General features: G+C 63.1%; 19 protein-coding genes and 2 tRNA genes. 9 read left to right on the top strand and 12 right to left on the bottom strand.

Translation table 11 applies throughout. From position 1 onward, the window contains the following. Window position 1 precedes the first annotated feature (1 nt). The 4 genes from AC6H0N_RS11695 to AC6H0N_RS11680 are packed head-to-tail and all read left to right on the top strand — an operon-like array spanning window position 2 to window position 3,555. Window positions 2-814 (top strand): SDR family oxidoreductase, encoded by an 813-nt coding sequence (locus AC6H0N_RS11695; protein ID WP_497574286.1) that lies wholly within the window; start codon window positions 2-4, stop codon window positions 812-814. Beyond that, window positions 811-1,464 (top strand): hypothetical protein, encoded by a 654-nt coding sequence (locus AC6H0N_RS11690; protein ID WP_497574285.1) that lies wholly within the window; start codon window positions 811-813, stop codon window positions 1,462-1,464. The genes AC6H0N_RS11695 and AC6H0N_RS11690 overlap by 4 nt, the downstream gene beginning before the upstream one ends. A 22-nt stretch (window positions 1,465-1,486) precedes the next feature. Next, window positions 1,487-2,146, top strand: coding sequence for a response regulator (locus tag AC6H0N_RS11685; protein ID WP_497574284.1), 660 nt, complete (start codon window positions 1,487-1,489; stop codon window positions 2,144-2,146). Next, a complete protein-coding gene (locus AC6H0N_RS11680; protein WP_497574283.1) occupies window positions 2,143-3,555 on the top strand; it encodes an ATP-binding protein in 1,413 nt (470 codons plus the stop codon). Before AC6H0N_RS11685 ends, AC6H0N_RS11680 begins: the two co-directional genes overlap by 4 nt. 13 nt (window positions 3,556-3,568) lie before the next feature. Here the strand turns inward: AC6H0N_RS11680 and AC6H0N_RS11675 are convergent, their stop codons facing one another. Both AC6H0N_RS11675 and AC6H0N_RS11670 read right to left on the bottom strand, forming a co-directional pair. Next, complete coding sequence (locus tag AC6H0N_RS11675) at window positions 3,569-3,757, bottom strand: hypothetical protein (protein WP_497574282.1); 189 nt, start codon at window positions 3,755-3,757, stop codon at window positions 3,569-3,571. Between the two features lie 50 nt (window positions 3,758-3,807). Beyond that, window positions 3,808-4,329: an HPP family protein gene (locus AC6H0N_RS11670; protein WP_497574281.1), complete on the bottom strand. Its 522-nt coding sequence runs from the start codon at window positions 4,327-4,329 to the stop codon at window positions 3,808-3,810. 125 nt (window positions 4,330-4,454) lie between these two features. Here AC6H0N_RS11670 and AC6H0N_RS11665 point away from each other — a divergent pair, with 125 nt between their 5' ends. After that, window positions 4,455-5,006, top strand: a complete 552-nt coding sequence (locus tag AC6H0N_RS11665; protein WP_497574280.1) for a TetR/AcrR family transcriptional regulator — start codon at window positions 4,455-4,457, stop codon at window positions 5,004-5,006. A gap of 51 nt (window positions 5,007-5,057) precedes the next feature. On the opposite strand, the gene leuA is transcribed toward AC6H0N_RS11665, so the two are convergent. Next, the gene (gene leuA, locus AC6H0N_RS11660; protein ID WP_497574279.1) at window positions 5,058-6,749 is read right to left on the bottom strand and encodes a 2-isopropylmalate synthase; all 1,692 of its coding nucleotides are present in this window, start codon (window positions 6,747-6,749) and stop codon (window positions 5,058-5,060) included. Between the two features lie 300 nt (window positions 6,750-7,049). Here leuA and AC6H0N_RS11655 point away from each other — a divergent pair, with 300 nt between their 5' ends. Next, window positions 7,050-7,514, top strand: coding sequence for an Lrp/AsnC family transcriptional regulator (locus AC6H0N_RS11655; protein WP_497574278.1), 465 nt, complete (start codon window positions 7,050-7,052; stop codon window positions 7,512-7,514). A 55-nt stretch (window positions 7,515-7,569) separates the two neighbouring features. Here AC6H0N_RS11655 and AC6H0N_RS11650 read toward each other — a convergent pair whose 3' ends face one another. Next, window positions 7,570-8,088: a hypothetical protein gene (locus AC6H0N_RS11650; protein WP_497574277.1), complete on the bottom strand. Its 519-nt coding sequence runs from the start codon at window positions 8,086-8,088 to the stop codon at window positions 7,570-7,572. A gap of 81 nt (window positions 8,089-8,169) precedes the next feature. Then, complete coding sequence (locus AC6H0N_RS11645; protein ID WP_497574276.1) at window positions 8,170-8,691, bottom strand: TIGR00645 family protein; 522 nt, start codon at window positions 8,689-8,691, stop codon at window positions 8,170-8,172. Window positions 8,692-8,899: 208 nt separating this feature from the next. Here AC6H0N_RS11645 and AC6H0N_RS11640 point away from each other — a divergent pair, with 208 nt between their 5' ends. The 3 genes from AC6H0N_RS11640 (at window position 8,900) to aceA (ending at window position 11,741) form a co-directional block, all read left to right on the top strand. Beyond that, window positions 8,900-10,126, top strand: a complete 1,227-nt coding sequence (locus tag AC6H0N_RS11640; protein ID WP_497574275.1) for a bifunctional alpha/beta hydrolase/OsmC family protein — start codon at window positions 8,900-8,902, stop codon at window positions 10,124-10,126. Window positions 10,127-10,242: 116 nt separating this feature from the next. Next, on the top strand, window positions 10,243-10,383 hold the full coding sequence (locus tag AC6H0N_RS11635) for a hypothetical protein (RefSeq protein ID WP_497574274.1): 141 nt from the start codon (window positions 10,243-10,245) through the stop codon (window positions 10,381-10,383). Between the two features lie 56 nt (window positions 10,384-10,439). After that, window positions 10,440-11,741 carry an isocitrate lyase gene (aceA, locus tag AC6H0N_RS11630; RefSeq protein ID WP_497574273.1) on the top strand — a complete coding sequence of 434 codons (1,302 nt, stop codon included), beginning with the start codon at window positions 10,440-10,442 and terminating at the stop codon, window positions 11,739-11,741. Window positions 11,742-11,802: 61 nt separating this feature from the next. Here aceA and msbA read toward each other — a convergent pair whose 3' ends face one another. The 7 genes from msbA to AC6H0N_RS11595 all read right to left on the bottom strand — a co-directional run bounded on the left by msbA (window position 11,803) and on the right by AC6H0N_RS11595 (window position 18,545). Beyond that, window positions 11,803-13,587, bottom strand: coding sequence for a lipid A export permease/ATP-binding protein MsbA (gene msbA, locus AC6H0N_RS11625; protein WP_497574272.1), 1,785 nt, complete (start codon window positions 13,585-13,587; stop codon window positions 11,803-11,805). 33 nt (window positions 13,588-13,620) lie between these two features. Then, a complete protein-coding gene (locus tag AC6H0N_RS11620; RefSeq protein WP_497574271.1) occupies window positions 13,621-14,718 on the bottom strand; it encodes a hypothetical protein in 1,098 nt (365 codons plus the stop codon). After that, a complete protein-coding gene (locus AC6H0N_RS11615; RefSeq protein ID WP_497574270.1) occupies window positions 14,718-15,803 on the bottom strand; it encodes a hypothetical protein in 1,086 nt (361 codons plus the stop codon). Before AC6H0N_RS11615 ends, AC6H0N_RS11620 begins: the two co-directional genes overlap by 1 nt. 4 nt (window positions 15,804-15,807) lie before the next feature. Then, window positions 15,808-16,863: a hypothetical protein gene (locus AC6H0N_RS11610; RefSeq protein WP_497574269.1), complete on the bottom strand. Its 1,056-nt coding sequence runs from the start codon at window positions 16,861-16,863 to the stop codon at window positions 15,808-15,810. A 213-nt stretch (window positions 16,864-17,076) separates the two neighbouring features. Next, window positions 17,077-17,152, bottom strand: a tRNA-Asn gene (locus AC6H0N_RS11605). Between the two features lie 57 nt (window positions 17,153-17,209). Further along, window positions 17,210-17,285 (bottom strand) — tRNA-Asn (locus AC6H0N_RS11600). Between the two features lie 54 nt (window positions 17,286-17,339). Then, window positions 17,340-18,545, bottom strand: coding sequence for an amino acid aminotransferase (locus AC6H0N_RS11595; protein WP_497574268.1), 1,206 nt, complete (start codon window positions 18,543-18,545; stop codon window positions 17,340-17,342). Window positions 18,546-18,595 lie beyond the last annotated feature (50 nt).

Here is an 18,595-nt window from a genome sequence, read left to right as displayed (position 1 = left end):
GATGATGAACATCCACGACAAACGCATTGTCGTTACCGGCGCGAGCGGTGGCATCGGGCGTGAGCTGGTGCGGCGCCTGAGTGCAGATGGCGCAAGGCTGTTGCTGGTCGGGCGCCAGCAGGCTCCACTCGATGCACTGGCAGCGCAGGCGCCTGAGCGGGTGCGCACGGTATGTGCCGACCTCAATACGCCAGAGGGGCGCGATGCGGTGCTGGCGGCGGCGCGTGCATGGGGCGGTCTGGATGGTCTGGTGCAGTGTGCCGGGGCCGGCGGCTTCGGGCTGCTCGATGAGCAGGACGACGCCACGCTGACATCGCTGATCGACACCAATGTCACCACCGTACTGCAACTCACGCGGCGTCTGCTGCCACTGCTGCGCGAGGCAGACGAGGCCGTGATCCTCAACGTCGGCTCCACGCTGGGCTCCATCGGTCACCCGGGTTTTGTCGCGTATTGCGCCAGCAAGTTTGCCTTGCGCGGCATGTCCGAAGCGCTGCGCCGTGAGTTGGCCGATACGCGCATTCGCGTGCTGTACGTTGCGCCGCGCGCTACACAGACGGCCATGAATCCCGCCCGTCTGGTGGCCATGAACCGTGATCTCGATGTCGCCATGGATCCGCCGGAGCGTGTGGGTGCTGCGGTGTACGCAGCGCTGCGCAGCGGCCGTGACGAGACCTACATCGGTTGGCCGGAACGCCTGTTCGTGTGGCTCAACGGCTTGCTGCCGCGCTGCGTTGACCAGGCGTTGCGCCGCCGTCTGCCGACCATCCTGCGTTTTGCCCGTGACCCGTCAACCGAGAGAACCCCGCTATGAACAAGACCGTGCGCAACATCCTGCTCCTCACCGCCTGCCTGTGGAATCTGTCGGCTTTCGCGCTCGACGAACGCAGCACTCAGCGGCTGGAGTATCTGCAGCACAGTTGGGCTGCCATCAACTACCGCCTGCCGCCGGACGAGCGTGAAGCCGCCTTTGAGCGTCTCGACGCGGAAGCCCGCGCAGCATTGAGCGAGGCGCCGGCTGCGGCCGAACTGCTGATCTGGCATGCCATCATCCAGGCCAGTTGGGCACGTGAGAAGGGTGGCCTCGGGGCACTCGATCTGGTCAAGAAAGCGCGTGCCAACCTTGAAGCGGCTCTCACGCTCGACCCCACCGCGCTCGACGGTTCGGCCTATACCAGCCTGGGTTCGCTGTACTACCAGGTGCCGGGCTGGCCGGTGGGCTTCGGTGACGATACGCGCGCCGAGGAGCTGCTGAGGAAGGCGCTTGAGCTCAACCCTGAAGGCATCGACCCGAACTACTTCTATGGCGATTATCTGTTCCGCGAGAAACGCTATGATGAATCGCGCGTCGCCCTGCTCAAGGCGCATGCCGCCGCTGCGCGGCCAGGCCGTGAGGTGGCGGATGACGGGCGCCGTGCGGAAGTCAGCGCGTTGCTGGCGAAAGTGGACAAGAAGCTGAACTGACTCGACAGCCAGAGGAAGGGGAATGCGGGTACTGCTGGTCGAGGATGACGCGGATCTGGGCGAGGGAATTCGGGTGGCGCTCAAGCCCGAGCGCTACACCGTCGATTGGTTGCAGGATGGCCGCAGTGCGCTGCATGCCCTGTCCAACGAGAGCTTCGACATCGCCATCCTTGATCTCGGCCTGCCGCGCATGGACGGGCTTGAGGTGCTGCGCGCCTTGCGCGCGGCCGGCAATCCGCTGCCGGTGCTGGTGCTGACCGCCCGTGACGCCACGTCCGACCGCATTGCCGGGCTGGATGCCGGCGCTGACGACTACCTGATCAAGCCGTTTGACGTTGCCGAACTGAAAGCACGGCTGCGGGCCCTGTTGCGGCGCAGTTTCAACCGACCGCAACCGGAGCTGGCGTATCGCAACATCTCGCTCGATCCGGCCACGCAGACCGTCACACTCGACGACAAGCCGGTGTCGCTGACGCGCAAGGAATTCCTGCTGCTGCACGAGCTGCTAAGCCAGCCGGGGCGGGTGTTCACGCGCGACAAGCTGCAGCAGGTGCTGTACGGCTGGGACGAGGATGTCGAGAGCAATGCCCTCGAAGTGCATGTGCACCACCTGCGGCGAAAGTTCTTCCCGGAACTGATTCGCACCGTTCGCGGTGTGGGCTATCTGGCGGACAAGGCATGAGGCGTTCCATCCGGTCGAGGGTGATGTTCTCGGTGCTCGGCTTGCTCGCCGTGGCCATGACATTGCTGTCGGCCAAGGGTTACATCGACGCCCTGCATGAAACCGAAGAGTTGTTCGACGCCCAATTGGCGCGCAGCGCCCGCCTGATCCTCGGTATGGTCGACGCCGGACTCGATCCGCAGCGCCGCCAGGCCGTGCAGGGCGCACTCGACGCGGCGATCGCGCGCAGCGGCAGCGCCGAAGATGGACACCGCTACGAGACCAAACTTGCATTCCTGCTGCTCGACGGTACAGGTCAGGTGTTGCTCGAATCGGCCAGTACGCCTGCCGGCTTGGCCGGGCTGCTTCCGCCTGCAGATGGCGCGCAGCGGCTGCCCGGTTACCACAACGTGCGCGCGGCTGGCCATGGCTGGCGCGTATTCGTGCTCGGCGGAGACAGTGATGGCGCTGTGCGCTGGGTGGTCGTCGCCGAACGGGACGATGTGCGCGGCGAACTGATCGGCAGCATTACCTTGCGCAGCCTGTTGCCGGATGCGGTCGGCCTGCCGCTGATTGCCTTGCTGGTGTGGCTCGCGATCAGTTGGGGGCTTGCGCCGCTGCAGCGCATGGTTGCCACCATTCGCTCGCGCGACGCAGACAATCTGGCGCCGATGTCGATGGCGCCTCTGCCCGCCGAACTGGAACCCGTGATTGCCGCGCTCAACCGCTTGCTGGCGCAGGTCGATGCCGTGCTCGAGCGCGAGAAGCGCTTTCTCGCCGATGCCGCGCACGAGCTGCGTACGCCACTGGCCGTGCTGCGCATCCAGGCGCAGAACGCCGTCGAGGCGGCGGACCCGGCGGATCGTGAGCAGTCCCTGCGCGCGCTCGGCGGAGGCGTCGAGCGCGCTACGCGGGTGGTCGAACAGTTGCTGACCTTGGCCCGGCTGGAGCCAGGGGCGGTTGGCCTGGAGCGGGGATGGCACGATGTTGGCGCGCTGGTGCGCGAAGAGTTGGCAGAGCTGACGCCGCTGGCTCTGGCGCGCGGACAGGACATTGCCTATTCCGGCGGTGAAGTGCTCGATCTGCGCATGGAGTGCGATGCAGCCGGTATCGGCACGCTGCTGCGCAACCTCGTCGGCAACGCCATTCGCCATGCGCCTCAGGGCGGGCGGGTGCGTGTCGGTCTGGAGCGGGTGGATGGGGCATTGCGTTTGTGCGTTGAAGACGATGGTCCCGGTGTGCCGGAAGCGGACAGGGCGCGTCTTGCCGAGCGTTTCTGCCGACTGGATGACGATGGCGGCGCCGGCCTGGGGTTGTCGATCGCCCGGCGGGTCGTCGAATTGCACGGCGGCCGCCTTGCATTCGGTGCTTCGCCGCTGGGCGGACTATGCGTGACTGTGGAATTTCCGGTGCGCACCGTCGCGGACTGAGCGGCCGCGCTTCTCAGGCCTCCACCCGCCCGCTGCCATTGCAGGCGGGGCACACATCTCCCGTGTCGCTGAGCAGGCCGGAGCCGTCGCAGTTCGGGCAGGTCCGGCCTCTGGGCGCGGGCTTTCGTCCCAGATGCAGACGAAAGCGGCGCTCAAACGAGTTGAAGAACCAGTTCAGCAGTTTGACGACGACATTAATCATGCAGGTCGGAGGCGCATCGCTCCGTCCGGGTTCCGCGGCGTAGGAAGTGCTTACACCCAGTAGCGCGGATAACTGCCGCGCTTGCGTAGGTTGTTCACCACCAGAGCCACCGCAATGATCGCGAGCGAGCCGAGCAGCACCGGCGTGAGCAGGAAATCCGGCGTTGCGTGGCTGGCAATGACCACCATCGGGTTGGCGCCCGCCGGCGGGTGGACCACGCGCAGCGCCTGCATCGCGCCCAGCGAGAGCCCGGTGGCAAGCGCCATGCTGAGCCAGCCGTCACCGATCAGCCACAGGGCGAGCAGACCAAAGGCCGTGGCGACCAGATGACCGCCGAGGATGTGGCGCGGCTGTGCCAGCGGGCTGTCCGGCAGGCCGAAGGCGAGTACGCAGGTCGCGCCGAACGGCGCCATTTGCCACACGTAGCCGGAGGCCTCGGTAAGCCAGCCGGTGATGGCGATGGCGAGAATGGCGCCAAGGGTCGAGATGATGAGGAAGCGCACCGGTGGGGCGGGTGGCAGCGTGACGGTTGTGGAGGGCGTCGGGGCTGAGGTACGGGAGGCGTCGGACATGATGATCTCCAGAGGCGATGTGCCGGATAAGGGCCGAAGGTGGCCACGAGCGGAAGGTAGACTGATCGGTATACAAAGTAAACCGATCGGTGTACTTTTTTTGGTGCGCGCGCCATACTCGGCCCATGAAAAAACGCGAAGATCTCGTCCAGAGCGCCTTTGACTTGTTCTATCGACAGGGCTTTCACGCTACCGGCGTCGACCAGCTCAGTCGCGAGGGCAACGTCACCAAACGCACCCTGTACCGTTATTTCCCGACCAAGGAAGAGCTGGTGCAGGCCGCGCTGCGTCATCGCGACGAGCAGTTCCTGTTGAAGATGCGCACGCGCGTGGAGGCCGAGCCGGTGCCGGCCCGGCCGGCGGCGTACGTGGAGTTCGTCATCGAATGGACTCGCGAGCCCGGCTTTCACGGCTGCGCCTTCATCAATGCTGCCGCCGAGTTTCCGGCTGCATCGGATGCCGCGCATGGCATCGCCGCCGAGCACAAGCGCCTGCTGCGTGACTACCTCGTGGGTGTGTGCCGCGAGGCGGGGCTGGCCGCGCCGGAATCAACCGCCATGCAGATATTCCTGCTGGGGGAGGGGCTGACGGTGGCGGCGCAGGTGTCCGGCCCCGATGAAGCGCTGGAGCGTGAAGCCCGCGCACTGGCAGCGGCGCTCACTCAGTCGGGCAAATGAAAAGGGCGACGGTTTGCACCGTCGCCCTTTTCCATTTTCAGCCGTTCAGTTTCAAGCCGCCTTGGCTTCGCCCACGCTGTGGCCGCTGACGCGGTTCACGCCGCTGATCAGTGCCTTGATCGAGGCCGTGACGATGTTGGGGTCGATGCCCACACCGTAGCGGTCGCCGGCCACGCCGGGCGCCGTCACTTCGATGAAGGCGCAGGCCTGGGCGTGGCTGCCTTCGCCCACCGACGGCATCGAGCGCTCCTCGAAGCTGCGCACGTCAATCGCGAAGCCTTGCGCACGCAGCGCATGCACGGCGGCGTCGATGGGGCCGTTGCCCTCGCCGGTGAGCATGTGCGTGACGCCGTCCTTCTCCACCGTGATGCGAATGCCCTGCACCTTGCCCTGCTCGAACAGGTGGTGCTCGACGTAGCGCACGGGGCTGGCAGTGTCGATGTAGGTCTGGTTGAACAGCTTCCAGATCGACCCGGCCGTCATCTCGCCGCCTTCGGTGTCGGTCACGCGCTGCACTTCCGCCGAGAATTCCACCTGCAGACGGCGCGGCATGACCATGCCGTACTCGGCTTCGAGCAGGAAGGCGATGCCGCCCTTGCCGGACTGGCTGTTCACGCGGATCACCGAGTCGTAGCTGCGGCCCACGTCGGCCGGGTCCATCGGCATGTAGGGCACGTTCCACTTGGCGTCCGGCTTCTGCTTGGCGAAGCCCTTCTTGATGGCGTCCTGGTGCGAGCCGGAGAAAGCCGTGTAGACCAGATCACCCACCCACGGATGGCGCGGATGCACCGGCAACTGCGTGCAGTGCTCGGCCGTGCGCGCGATGGTGTTGATGTCGGAGAAATCCAGCCCCGGCCAGATGCCCTGGGTGTAGAGGTTCATCGACAAGGTGACGAGGTCGACGTTGCCGGTGCGCTCGCCGTTGCCGAAGAGGCAGCCTTCCACGCGGTCGGCGCCGGCCATGATGCCCAGCTCGGCCGCGGCCACGGCCGTGCCGCGGTCGTTGTGCGGGTGCAGGCTGAGGATCACGCTGTCGCGACGGGCGAGGTTGCGGTGCATCCACTCGACCTTGTCGGCGTAGATGTTGGGCGTGGCCACTTCCACCGAGGCGGGCAGGTTGATGATGACCTTGTTGTCCGGCGTGGCGCCCCAGGCCGCGGTAACCGCATCGACCACTTCCTTGGCGAACTCGAGTTCGGTGTCGCTGAAGGTCTCGGGGCTGTACTGCAACACCCACTCGGTTTCCGGGTGCTGCGCGGTGAGCTCCTTGATGAGCTTGACCGCGTCCACCGCCATGGCCTTGACCTCTTCGCGGCTGAAGCCGAACACGACTTCGCGGAACTGGTCCGACGTGGCGTTGTAGACGTGCACGATGGCGCGGCGCGCGCCGGCAAGCGAGTCGATGGTGCGGCGGATGAGCGGCTCGCGCGCCTGCGTGAGGCCTTCGATGGTCACGTCCTCGGGGATGTGGCCTTCGTCGATGAGCTTGCGCACGAAGTCGAACTCGGTCTGCGAGGCCGACGGGAAAGCGACCTCGATTTCCTTGAGGCCGATCTCGCACAGCATCTTGAACATGCGCAGCTTCTTCTCGCCGTTCATCGGCTCGAAGAGGGCCTGGTTGCCGTCGCGCAGATCGGTACTCATCCAGATCGGCGGATGGGTGATCGTCTTGGTCGGCCAGGTACGGTCGGGGAGATTGACCGGCGGGTAGGCGTGGTACTTGGTGGACGGGTCTCTCAACATGTTCGCGCTCGCTTTAGCTATGTAAGGAGAGTGCCGGGCAGCCGGGCAGGGGACGAAAACGCGTGTGGCGCTTCGCTCTGCCTGTCGCCCCTGGCTTGTGGCCGGGTGGCGGTGCGCGGTATGTCGGGTCTCGATCCGCCGCGGGCATGGCCGTCACTTCGATGGGAGAAGTCTACGCCTGCGCTGCCGGCATGAGCTTGCGAACTCGGTGGTGATTCGGGGGTTGATTGGCAGAATGTTGCGCGAAAGTAAAATGATGTCGTATAACGTGCTCATACAGCCCATTCAGGCCGCACAAACATGAATCTCGACCGCTACGACCGCGCCATTCTCGAAACCCTTCAGCAGGACGGCCGCATCAGCAACCAGGATCTGGCCGACCGCATCGGCCTGTCGCCCTCACCCTGCCTGCGCCGCGTGCGCGCGCTGGAAGAATCAGGCCTGATCACAGGCTACCGTGCCGTGCTCGACCCCAAGGCGCTGGGTCTGTCACTGATGGCGCTGATCCACATCAGCATGGACAAGCACACGCCCGAGCGCTTCGCCAATTTTGAAGCGCGCATCGCCGAAATCCCCAACATCGTTGAATGCCTGCTCATCACCGGGCAACAGGCCGATTACCAGTTGAAGGCGGTCGTCACCGACATGGACGACTACCAGAACCTGCTGCTCAACCGCGTCACCCGCATCGAGGGCGTGACGGGGGTGCATTCGAGCTTCGTGATGCGCAGGGTGGTGGATCGGGGGGCGTTGCCAGTGGGGTGAGGTTGGAGATACGTGCCCCGAGCATGCGACGTGATGAGCACTGCCCACGAGCGCCTTAGGGATTGGGGCCTGCGTGAGTTGCATCGTCCGGCAACTGTTCGTCCTCCGAATCGTGACAAATTCTGGTCAACTTTCCGATGACGTATGCAATAACAAGCTTGAGGGTTTTCTGGGGGTCGTATTTTGCATTTCTGTGATGTCGTGTGAAGTCACTCCCCAACGGACTGCCAATTCGGACGACATCGGCTTCAGAGATCGCACGACCGAGTTGATGCGCGCACTGATTTCTAACCTTGTTTAAGCCGCGAAGGCTTGACGCAATTGAATCTGGAAGTTGATCCAAAGCTTCAACCAATAGGAGCTTCTGAGCGTACGAAAGAGAACTTCCTTCAATAATCTTGTCGCCTCGTGGCAAGTTCAGTCGAATAAGGCGTTCCAACAGATTCTCGCTAAATAGATGAGCTCGCAGAATAAGCATCACAGGATCAGTTTCGGTGCCTACCGCTTCAACAAATTTTGCGAACTCCAATTCCCGAAGCTCTTCGTGGGCACTATTGTTTGCTTGTGTCGTCATATTGAAATCTGCGAATCCAAGAAATAGTCACGGAAACAAACTTTGCCAACGAGAGCTAATTTAAGGAGTTTCGGGAGGTCACTACTTCTGCTTCCTGCTTTCACTAATCCAGTCCGACACCGCAAACAACAACCCCGACACCACAAACGTCAGGTGAATCAGCACCTTCCACATCAGTTGGTCGCTGGTCAGCGTGGTGCTCACCAGGAAGGCTTTCAGCAATTCGACGGCCGAGATGGCGACGATGGCGCTGATGAGTTTCATCTTGAGGTCGGCGAAGCCGACCTTGCCCATCCAGGCCGGGCGGTCTTCGTGGTTGCCGATGGCCAGCTTCGACACGAAGTTCTCGTAACCGCTGAATACGATGATGAGCAACAAGACCGCGATGAGGGCGGTGTCGACCAGGGTGAGGATGGAAATCACCGTGTCGTGCTCGATGATGCCGAGTGCCCCGCCGAACAGCGCGATCAGTTCCTTGGCGAACTTGATCAGCAGCACGCCGATGGCCAGGATCAGGCCGATGAAAAACGGTGCGAGCAGCCAGCGGCTGGCGAAGATGGTGGATTCGAGGATACGTTCGAACTTGCCGGCGTTTGGCTGCATGGTCGCCTCCGAGGCTGGGAGCGCAAAGGATAGCGCCGTGATGTCCTCGCCGCTCCGGAAAGTGCGTTTTCGGAAACACGCGCGCGCTATGGTGTGAGTTGCTGTCTGCGTTGCCCACCGCGGGTCGGTGTTGTGCGCGCTTGGTCAAGGAGAAGTTTTCTGCTGCAGGTGAATCTGGTCCGGATGGGGCCCATCACGAGGTGACGACATGAAATCGCTGAAACTCGAATTCCCCGGCCACGACGGAAGCCTGTTGGCGGCGCGGCTGGACTTGCCGGCCGGGGTGCCGCGTGGGTGGGTGCTGTTTGCGCATTGCTTTACCTGCGGAAAGGACATCTTCGCGGCTTCGCGTATCAGCGCCGGTCTGGTGGAGAGCGGGCTGGCGGTGCTGCGCTTCGACTTCACCGGGTTGGGGGCGAGTGAAGGCGAGTTTGCCAACACCAGCTTCAGCTCGAACGTGGCCGATCTGGTTTGTGCCGCAGAGCATCTGCGCGAGCACTATCAGGCGCCGACGGTATTGGTGGGGCACAGCCTGGGCGGGGCGGCGGTGCTGGCGGCAGCTGAGCACATTGCTGAAGCGAAGGCGGTGGTGACCGTTGGTGCGCCGGCCGAGCCGGTGCATGTGAAGCATCTGTTCGACGGGCACGAAGAGGCGATCCGCGCGCAGGGTGCGCTGGAGGTCGATCTGGGCGGGCGGCCGTTTACGATTACCAGCGACTTCCTGGACGACCTGGAAGCCACGCGCATCCGCGACCGGGTGTCGCACCTGGGGCGGGCGCTACTGGTGATGCATTCCCCGCGCGACGAGATCGTGAACGTCGATCAGGCTCGCCGTATCTACGAGGCGGCGCTGCATCCGAAGAGTTTCGTATCGCTCGATACGGCCGATCACCTGCTGCGCAAGCATGCGGACGCGAGTTATGTGGCACGCGTGATTGCGGTGTGGGCCGAGCGCTATCTGCCTGCGGTGGCGGAGCAGGAGGCGCTGGAGGCGGGCGTGGTGTTGGTTTCGCAAGTCGATCCGGATGGCTTTACTTGCACGGTACGGGCAGGCAGCCACACGCAGACTGCCGATGAGCCGAAGGCCATGGGTGGGGCGGATCTGGGGCCGTCGCCCTATGACTACCTGTTGGCGGGGCTGGGTGCGTGCACGGCGATGACGCTGCGCATGTACGCACGCCGCAAGAAGTTGGCGCTGGATGACGTGACGGTGAATCTGCGCCAGCGCCGCGTACATGCGGCGGACTGCGAGGCGTGTGAAGACAAGAGCGGGCAGATCACCGAGATCACGCGCGAGATTCGTATCACGGGTGATCTTGACGATGAGCAGCGTCAGCGCCTGATGGAAATTGCCGACAAGTGCCCGGTGCATCGCACGCTGATTGAGCCGATTCGCATCGTGACCACGTCGACCGACGACTGGTCCGAAAAGTAGCAAGGGCGGCCGGGCGATGGCCGCGTTTCGGCGATTGGTTTCTTCCGCGGCGCGGGAGAGTTTCATTCCATGAAGTCGAATGCTATTTTGCAATGCAAAATAGTTCGAGCAACATCATGAAAATAAAAGAAAAGATAAATCTTATGTCTTATATAAGAGTTATTGTTGCGGCGCGGCATGATGCCTATACTGTTTCACACGCGCTGCCGGTTTGGATGCCGACGGCGGGGGCAGGAGGCAAGACCGTGCGAGCGTGACCAGGTCAGCGGCGCGGCGGCCTTCGTGATCCACAACCGGCCTGATGGAGTACGCCATGACCACGACCCGAGAGCAGCAGATCGCCGCCCTGAAGCATGACTGGGCAACCAACCCCCGCTGGAAGGGCATCAAGCGCCCGTATTCGGCCGAAGACGTCGTGCGCCTGCGCGGCTCGATCCAGCCTGAAAGCACCCTCGCGCGCGTTGGCGCCGAGAAGCTGTGGAAGCTCGTCACCGAGACGCCGTATGTGAACTGCCTCGGCTCGCTCACCGGCGGACAGGCCATGCAGCAGGTGAAGGCCGGTGTGAAGGCCATCTATCTGTCCGGCTGGCAGGTGGCGGCCGACAACAACACCTATGGCGCGATGTATCCGGATCAGTCGCTGTATCCGGTCAATTCCGTGCCGCAGGTGGTCGAGGCCATCAACAACACCTTCCAGCGGGCCGATCAGATCCAGTGGAGCAAGGGCTTGAATCCGGGCGATGCGGGCCATGTTGATTACTTCGCACCGATCGTGGCCGATGCTGAAGCCGGTTTCGGCGGTGTGCTCAACGCCTTCGAGCTGATGAAGGCCATGATCCGCGCCGGTGCGGCCGGGGTGCACTGGGAAGACCAGCTTTCATCCGTGAAGAAATGCGGCCACCTGGGCGGCAAGGTGCTGCTGCCGACCAATGAATCCAATCAGAAGCTGATTGCCGCGCGCCTGGCCGCCGACGTGATGGGTGTTCCGACTTTGGTGATTGCCCGCACCGACGCCGAAGCGGCGGATCTGGTGACGAGCGACCACGACGAGAACGACAAGCCCTTCATCACCGGTGAGCGCACGCCGGAAGGCTTCTACCGCACCTACAAGGGCTTTGATCAGGCCGTGTCGCGCGCCGTGGCCTACGCCGAGTACGCCGACATGGTGTGGTGCGAGACCGGTACGCCGGATCTCGACTTCGCCAAGCGCTTCGCCGAAGCCGTGCAGCGCGTGCATCCGGGCAAGATGCTGGCCTACAACTGCTCGCCGTCGTTCAACTGGAAGAAGAACCTCGACGACGCGACCATCGCCAAGTTCCAACGCGAACTGGGCGCGATGGGCTACAAGTACCAGTTCATCACGCTGGCCGGAATCCACTCGATGTGGTTCAACGCGTTCGACCTGGCACACGACTACGCCCGTCGTGGCATGACGGCCTACGTCGAGAAAGTGCAGGAGCCGGAATTCGCCGCGCGCGAACACGGCTACACTTTCGCGTCACACCAGCAGGAAGTCGGCACCGGGTACTTTGACGATGTGACGACGGTGATTCAGGGGGGCAAGTCCAGCGTGACGGCGCTGACGGGCTCGACTGAGGAGGAGCAGTTCCACTGAGTCTTGCTGAATGTTTGTGTTGCGGATACGGCCACCTGCGGGTGGCCGTATCCGTTCCATCTCAGAGGGGCGCTTCGCCTTCGGCGCCCTCGCGCCGGAACAACGTGGCGTAGGCACCGTCGGTCTGCAGCAATGCGTCGTGCGTGCCGCGTTCCACGATGCGGCCATCTTCGAGAACGAGGATCTGCTGCGCATCCATGACCGATGACAGTCGGTGCGAGATGATCATGGTCGTGCGTCCTTCACGCAGTTCATTCAGCGCTTGCTGGATGGCGCGTTCGGTAGTGTTGTCGAGCGCCGAAGTGGCTTCGTCGAGGATCAGGATGGGGGCATCCTTTAGGAAGGCGCGGGCGATGGCGATGCGTTGGCGCTGGCCGCCCGAGAGTTGCGTGCCGTGCGCGCCGATGACCGTCTGGTAGCCGTGCTCTAGGCTTTCGATGAACTCCGCGATATGTGCTGCCTGTGCTGCGGCTGCGACAGCCTCCGGCGTGGCGTCAGCCAGTTCGCCATACGCGATGTTGTTGTGGATGGTGTCGTTGAAGAGCTGGACCTCCTGGGACACCACTGCAATCTGGCGGCGCAGGTCTTTCAGGTTGTACTGGTTGATGTCGATGCCGTCGACGAAGATCTGGCTATCGGCGCAGCTGTAATAGCGCGGGAGCAGGGTCGCCAGAGTTGATTTGCCGCTACCGGAGCGACCTACCAGGGCGCACGTCTGGCCGGGAGGGATTTCAAACGATACGCCCTGTAGCACCGGCGACGTCGAGGTGGCGTAGGAGAAGTCGAGGTTGTCGACGCGGATCGATCCCGCGACCCGCTCGACGCGATGCGGTCCCCCTTCGCCCTCGGTGGCAACGTTGAAGAAGCCGAAAACATTCTCGGCCGCCGCCAGTCCGCGCTGCAGGTTCACGCTCAGTTCGGAGAGGTGGCGCATTGGTTTGGGCAGCAGCGCCGCGGCGGTGATGTAAGCGATCAGGTCGCCGGCGGTGGCGTCAGTGCGGAAATAGAGCACCAGAAACATCACGCCAGCGAGGGCGACTGCAGTGATGAGCTGAACGATGGGGGTGAACACCGCGCCGATCTTCACCAGCCGCAGCTGGCGCGCCATGTTTTCCTTGAGTGTCCGGCGGAAGCGTTGGTACTCCTGCTCCGAGGCGTCAAAGCTGCGCACCGTGCGATGCGCGCCCACCACTTCGGTCAGCACCTGGGTGACGTTGCCCATAGCCTTCTGGATGTCGCGGCTGATTGCGCGGAAGCGCTTTGCGCCGTGTCGTGACAGCACCAGCAGGAATGGGGCGGCGAGGAACAATGTCAGGGTCAGACGCCAGTCCTGCCACATCAGGAAGGCGAGCAGCGCGACGACGGTCAGACCGTCCCGGAACAAGATCTGCAGGGATTCGGTGACCGAACTGACGACTGTGCCGACGTTGGCAGTCACGCGCGTATGGATGTGCCCCTTCTTGTGCGAGTCGAAGTATTCCTCGGGCAGCGCCAACAGGTGCTGGAAAAGCTGTTTGCGCAAGCGGTGCCCGATCATCTGCGACACCCGCGTGAGCGTGTAGCTGCCGATGAACGAGCCGACCCCCTGGTAGACGGTGACCAGGATGAGGATCAGTGGGAAGCCGTAAAGCATCGGCATGCCGAGCACGAAGGCCTGCTCGGGGTTGTTGATGCCGTCCACGAAGCCCTTGAGGATCCACGCCATCGCCGGCTGGCCCGAGGCATACAGGCTGAAGCCGGCAATGCTGAGCACGAACAGCGGCCAGTAGGGCACCAGCAGCGAAGCTGAGCGCCGGAACAGGGCCATGTCCGAGGGGAGAGGTTTTGCTTCGCGTTGTCGTGTCATCAGGAGGTGAAGCAGTCCAGGTTGGGGCTCACTTTACCCGAGGGCTGGATGGGCGGCGGGCCCGAGCGAGCCTGCGTCCTGGTTGATGTGCTCGATCATGGCGCGGATGCTCTGCAGGCGAAGGTCATGAATCTTGCGCATGTCTTGTCGGCGAGGATGCTCGGCGCTGGGGATTGACGCGCCGCTGGCGAGTCGTGCGACCCATCCGGCGAACGCGAACTGTCCTTCTTCGGGCGACATCCGCCGGCGCGGCAAATCCCAGGGGTCATCGGTAAGTTGGAGCCAAGGTCCTGGTACGCGCAGGCGGGCAAACAGCTCGATCTTATTGCGGTTCCCGTACGGCAGTTCGGGGTCGAAGATTTCCCGGCTGTCGCGGCGGAAGATCATCTGAGGTTCGTCCCGGGGCGTCCGGTAGAAGTCCGTCTTGAGAAGCTGGCGGTTGTCTTCGACGCGCGTCAGCGGCACAAGAAAGTAGCGGAAATGTGGCCGCCCTTCGATCGTCTTCCGAATGTCATGCCACGCGTTGGGGGTGACAAAGGTCGCACCGTCCCACGGGAGTATCCACTTGAACGTGCGTTTGCCGTCGTCCAATGCGAGATTGCGCGCCGCATTGATGTTCATCGCATAGAGAACTCGAGGGCGCAGCAGGGCGAGTTCGAGCCGCAGGCGAGCACGTTCGTCGAGCCTGCGGTACTCCCAGCTGTCGAGGTAGTCCGCGTACGGAAGGCATGCAGTATCCGCTTCGGTTTTGCGGTACTCGTCGAGATCAAAAGGGATTAGCTCATAGCGCTGTCCGAAGCGTTCGAGTAACGCCACGACGGCTTCCTGCCGCCGCGGGTCGTAGATGCGGTTGATTATCCAGCGCTTCTCGCAACGCTCCAGCACGGGCTCGTGCTCAAGGATGAAGCGCAGGTTTTCCAGCGTCTGCCCGTCGTGGTGTCGCGGTGGCAGATCGTTGCCGAGGATGCGGTAGAGCCCGTAGGTGTCGGCTTGGTTGCTGATGTCCAGACTCCGGTATTCCTCGCGCAGTGAGGAATCCTGGCGGTGGCGGTGGCGGTACAGCGCCCGGAAGGGGGCGCCGGTGATATCTGACAGCCGCTTTCTGAAGTTGTAGGCCCAGGGCGCGCTCATCAACGGAACAGCCCGAGCAGTGAGCGCCGTTTGCGCTTGTACTTTTCCAGCCGGTGCGCAAGCTTGTCATGGATGCGTTTGATTGCGTGGGCGTGCAGCACGTCCTTCTTGTGCGGATCAAGGGGGCAGATGTCCGAAACGCGAGGGCTTTCGGGAAGTTTCGGCGCAGGTCGATCCGCGATGCGTGCGTAGTCCAGGTTGGGGAACGTCAGGCCGTAACGCTCACGTAGCCATAGCAACTCGGTACTCGAGTAGTCGATGTACTCCGCTATCTCGGGATGCAGCTCGGGCTTACCTGCCCGCACGACCGAAGTCTCCACTTCTGTCAGCGCGCGTCGCAGTGCGATACCGTCCTCGAAGCGCTCGTCGTCATCGTCGGGGTAAAGGGCGCGCCGATAGTCCTGAATGATCTCCATCGATTCCGCGCTGAGCGTCTCGTTGGCCGAGATGTGTGGAATATCGATACCTGCGTACTCCTCCGGCTCAAGGCATCTGGAGAGAAAGTCGGTCGTTATGTCGCCGTCGCGCAATGCGGCCCGATCGTAGCGCAGTGCGATGACGGAGTTGCCCATGCTGCGCTCCCAGTCCTCAATGCAGTGTCTGACACGCAGCGGGGCTGGGGGGCTGAAATTGGCTGCATCCTTGAGGTGTTGCTGGGTCACCGACAGATAGTGGCGGGATGGTTGGCGGAAGTAGGCAAACGTTACGACATCGTCGGACAGGCTGCGTAGCTTGTCACGCAGCAGGCCGCGGTCATCGAGCGAGAGCGCGTAGAAGAGCATCTCGCTGGACAGGATCAGCTTGCGGGGCTTGTATCGCTGCACGTCTGACAATATTGAAGCCCATGCTGCCGGGATCGTCTGCGTCAAATAGCCGGAATTCTGGCGCGCTTTGTAGCGGAACATCCCCGTCAGGTGTTCCGCGTTTTCGGTCAGCAGCCACAGGAAATTGTGATTGTTGAAGCCCGTCTTCGGCGTCGGAAACAGCACGCCGCGTTCGCGCAGGGCTGGACTCATCGCCGTCAGGGCGTTCTGCAGGGCGGTGGAGCCGGTCTTGGGCATCCCGATGTGGAGAATCAGTTGCATGGGTTCAGCCCTTGGCGAGATCGGCGTCGGCGAGTTCAATCATCGCGAGGATGGCCCGCTGACGGATGCGGAAGCGCTCGCTTTGCGCACGGGACGCGCTTTCGGGAGGGCGCTGTCCACTGACGAGTCGACACGTCCAGCCAGCTACTGAAAACGCTCCTTGGTCCGGTGAGATCCGGTTGCGACGCAGATCCCACGGGTCGTCGCGCAGATCCTGCCAGGTTCCGGGCACGCCCAAGCGCCAGAAAAGTTCGAGCTTATCGCGGCGGCCATAGGTGAACGCCGGATCGAACGTTTCCGAGCTGTCGCAGCGGAACGCTACTTGTGGCTCGTCGATGGGCAGCGAGTAGAAGCTGGCATCGAGCAATTGGCCGTTGCGCCCGACGCGACACATTGGCACCAGAAAATATGGATACCACGGGCGCTGCACAATGGCCTCGACCAACTCCGACCAGGCGGTGCGCGTGAAGAAGCATCCGCCATCGAGAGGCAGCACCCACTTGAAGTCCTTCTTGCCGAGGCGCAGCGCCAGATTTCGCGCCTCGTTCACGTTCATGATGTAGTTGGTCTTGAGGCGGTTGAGTGCAAGGGTCAGGCGTATGCGCTGATCCTCGGTCAAGCGGCGACAGGCTGGGCTTTCAAGATAGTTGGGGTAGGGCAAGCACGTCTGGTCCAAGCCGATCTGTTGATACTCCCCAGCGATGAACGGGACGTGCTCGTAGGCTTGGTCGAATTCCTCGAGCAGTCGCAGGATAGCTTCCTCGCGGGCCGGGTCGTGAATGCGGTTGACGATCCAGCGTTTCTCGCACCGATCCAGCGGAGGCTCGTTCTCGAGAATGAAACGGAGATTGGTCTCGCTTTGACCCGTCGTGTGCCGCGGTGGAAGATCGTTGCCGATGATGCGATACAGGCCAAAGGTGTCCGGCTCTTTGCTCGTCGGCAGCGCGTGATAGCCGGCACGCAGCTCGTCCTCGCGACGGAGCCGATGTCGCCGCAACTTGCGGAACGGGTCGGTGCGCAAGGCGGCCGCGTACTTTCGGAGTGCGTATCGGTTCAGCATCAATGGTGTGGTCGGGCCCGAAGGTAAAGGAGGCTGGACTGCCGGGACGCCGTGTCTTGTATGGGGTGAGTGGCAACGCCGGGCCACGCGCATTCTGCGTGAGCACACGTCGTATCGCCAGCCCGACGTGGTTTGGCCAACATTCGGGGCGCAAGCCCGAACAGGCAAGGCGCAAAGCAAGACGCCGCCCGGAGGCGGCGTCTTGCTTATTTTTGGCTCCTCGACCTGGGCTCGAACCAGGGACACACGGATTAACAGTCCGTTGCTCTACCAACTGAGCTATCGAGGAAAAAAGAGGTACTTCCGGGTGCTACGAGTGTCGCGCCAAGCGGCGTGACACGGTGTTTGGCTCCCCGACCTGGGCTCGAACCAGGGACACACGGATTAACAGTCCGTTGCTCTACCAACTGAGCTATCGGGGAACAGAGGCGCGCATTCTAGGCAACGCGCGCCTTGGGGTCAAGAAACGATGTCGCTTACTGAACTACTGCGGCGATCGCCTTGGCGACGTAGTCGATGTTGCGGCTGTTCAGCGCGGCCAGGCAGATGCGGCCGGTGCCGACGGCGTAGATGCCGAACTCTTCACGCAGACGCTCCACCTGGTCTTTGGTGAGGCCGGTGTAGGAGAACATGCCGCGCTGGGCGATGACGAAGGAGAAGTCCTGCTCGACGCCGGCGGCCTTGAGCTTCTCGACCAGGCTGGTGCGCATGTCGCGGATGCGATCACGCATGCCGGCGAGTTCTTCTTCCCACTGCTTGCGCAGTTCGGGGGAGTTGAGCACGGCGGCAGCGACGATGCCGCCGTGGGTCGGCGGGTTGGAGTAGTTGGTGCGGATCACGCGCTTGACCTGCGACAGCACGCGGCTGGCTTCTTCCTTGCTCTCGGTGACGATGGACAGCGCGCCGACGCGCTCGCCGTACAGCGAGAAGTTCTTCGAGAAGGAGCTGGCAACGACGAACTGCATGCCGCTGTCGGCAAACATGCGCACGGCAGCAGTGTCGGCCTCGGGGCCGTCACCGAAGCCTTGGTAGGCGATGTCGAGGAAGGGCACGAGTTGCTGCGCGCGGCAGGCCTCGACCACTTCGCCCCATTGGGCTTCGGTGATGTCGGCGCCGGTCGGGTTGTGGCAGCAGGCGTGCAGCAGCACGATGGAGCCGGCCGGCAGGCTGGCCAGCTTGGCCTTCATGGCGGGGAAGTTCGCGCCGCGGGTGGCGGCGTCGTAGTACGGATAGGTTTCGACCTTGAAGCCGATGGATTCAAACACCTGGCGGTGGTTTTCCCAGCTCGGATCGGAGATGTACATCGTGGCGTTCGGCAGCAGCTGCTTGAGGTAGTCACCGCCGACCTTCAGGGCGCCGGTGCCGCCCAGGGTCTCGAAGGTGGCCACACGGCCGGATTTGACCACTTCGGAGTCGGTGCCGAACAGCAGGCCCTGCACTGCGCCGTTGTAGGCGGCTGCGCCTTCGATGGGCTGGTAACCGCGCGGCAGGCCGGCTTCGACGCGGGCCTTCTCGGCGGCCTTGACGCAAGCGAGCAGCGGAATCTTGCCGTTGTCGTCCTGGTACACGCCAACACCGAGGTTAACTTTCTCGGTACGCGTATCGGCGTTGAAGGCCTCGGTCAGCCCCAGAATGGGGTCGCGCGGAGCCATTTCGACGTTGGCGAAGATCGATGCTGACATGTCCGTTCCCTTTGAGTTTTGTGCCGCAAGACGGGAACCCGTTGATGGTG

It is taken from the genome of Pseudazoarcus sp. NS34 (assembly GCF_059703725.1).
Note: the sequence above shows the minus strand (reverse complement) of the source record. Positions and strands in the feature narration are given on the sequence as shown.

Excerpts from the sequence above, each read along its gene's own strand:
- AC6H0N_RS11595 (WP_497574268.1), bottom strand. The coding sequence starts at position 18,545 with ATGTCAGCATCGATCTTCGCCAACGTCGAAATGGCTCCGCGCGACCCC.
- AC6H0N_RS11620 (WP_497574271.1), bottom strand. The coding sequence starts at position 14,718 with ATGAGCGCGCCCTGGGCCTACAACTTCAGAAAGCGGCTGTCAGATATC.
- AC6H0N_RS11695 (WP_497574286.1), top strand. The coding sequence starts at position 2 with ATGATGAACATCCACGACAAACGCATTGTCGTTACCGGCGCGAGCGGT.
- AC6H0N_RS11645 (WP_497574276.1), bottom strand. The coding sequence starts at position 8,691 with ATGCAGCCAAACGCCGGCAAGTTCGAACGTATCCTCGAATCCACCATC.
- AC6H0N_RS11665 (WP_497574280.1), top strand. The coding sequence starts at position 4,455 with ATGAAAAAACGCGAAGATCTCGTCCAGAGCGCCTTTGACTTGTTCTAT.
- AC6H0N_RS11650 (WP_497574277.1), bottom strand. The coding sequence starts at position 8,088 with ATGACGACACAAGCAAACAATAGTGCCCACGAAGAGCTTCGGGAATTG.
- AC6H0N_RS11670 (WP_497574281.1), bottom strand. The coding sequence starts at position 4,329 with ATGTCCGACGCCTCCCGTACCTCAGCCCCGACGCCCTCCACAACCGTC.
- AC6H0N_RS11615 (WP_497574270.1), bottom strand. The coding sequence starts at position 15,803 with ATGCAACTGATTCTCCACATCGGGATGCCCAAGACCGGCTCCACCGCC.
- msbA (WP_497574272.1), bottom strand. The coding sequence starts at position 13,587 with ATGACACGACAACGCGAAGCAAAACCTCTCCCCTCGGACATGGCCCTG.
- AC6H0N_RS11655 (WP_497574278.1), top strand. The coding sequence starts at position 7,050 with ATGAATCTCGACCGCTACGACCGCGCCATTCTCGAAACCCTTCAGCAG.
- AC6H0N_RS11640 (WP_497574275.1), top strand. The coding sequence starts at position 8,900 with ATGAAATCGCTGAAACTCGAATTCCCCGGCCACGACGGAAGCCTGTTG.
- AC6H0N_RS11685 (WP_497574284.1), top strand. The coding sequence starts at position 1,487 with ATGCGGGTACTGCTGGTCGAGGATGACGCGGATCTGGGCGAGGGAATT.
- AC6H0N_RS11610 (WP_497574269.1), bottom strand. The coding sequence starts at position 16,863 with ATGCTGAACCGATACGCACTCCGAAAGTACGCGGCCGCCTTGCGCACC.
- leuA (WP_497574279.1), bottom strand. The coding sequence starts at position 6,749 with ATGTTGAGAGACCCGTCCACCAAGTACCACGCCTACCCGCCGGTCAAT.
- AC6H0N_RS11680 (WP_497574283.1), top strand. The coding sequence starts at position 2,143 with ATGAGGCGTTCCATCCGGTCGAGGGTGATGTTCTCGGTGCTCGGCTTG.
- AC6H0N_RS11690 (WP_497574285.1), top strand. The coding sequence starts at position 811 with ATGAACAAGACCGTGCGCAACATCCTGCTCCTCACCGCCTGCCTGTGG.
- AC6H0N_RS11675 (WP_497574282.1), bottom strand. The coding sequence starts at position 3,757 with ATGATTAATGTCGTCGTCAAACTGCTGAACTGGTTCTTCAACTCGTTT.
- AC6H0N_RS11635 (WP_497574274.1), top strand. The coding sequence starts at position 10,243 with ATGAAAATAAAAGAAAAGATAAATCTTATGTCTTATATAAGAGTTATT.
- aceA (WP_497574273.1), top strand. The coding sequence starts at position 10,440 with ATGACCACGACCCGAGAGCAGCAGATCGCCGCCCTGAAGCATGACTGG.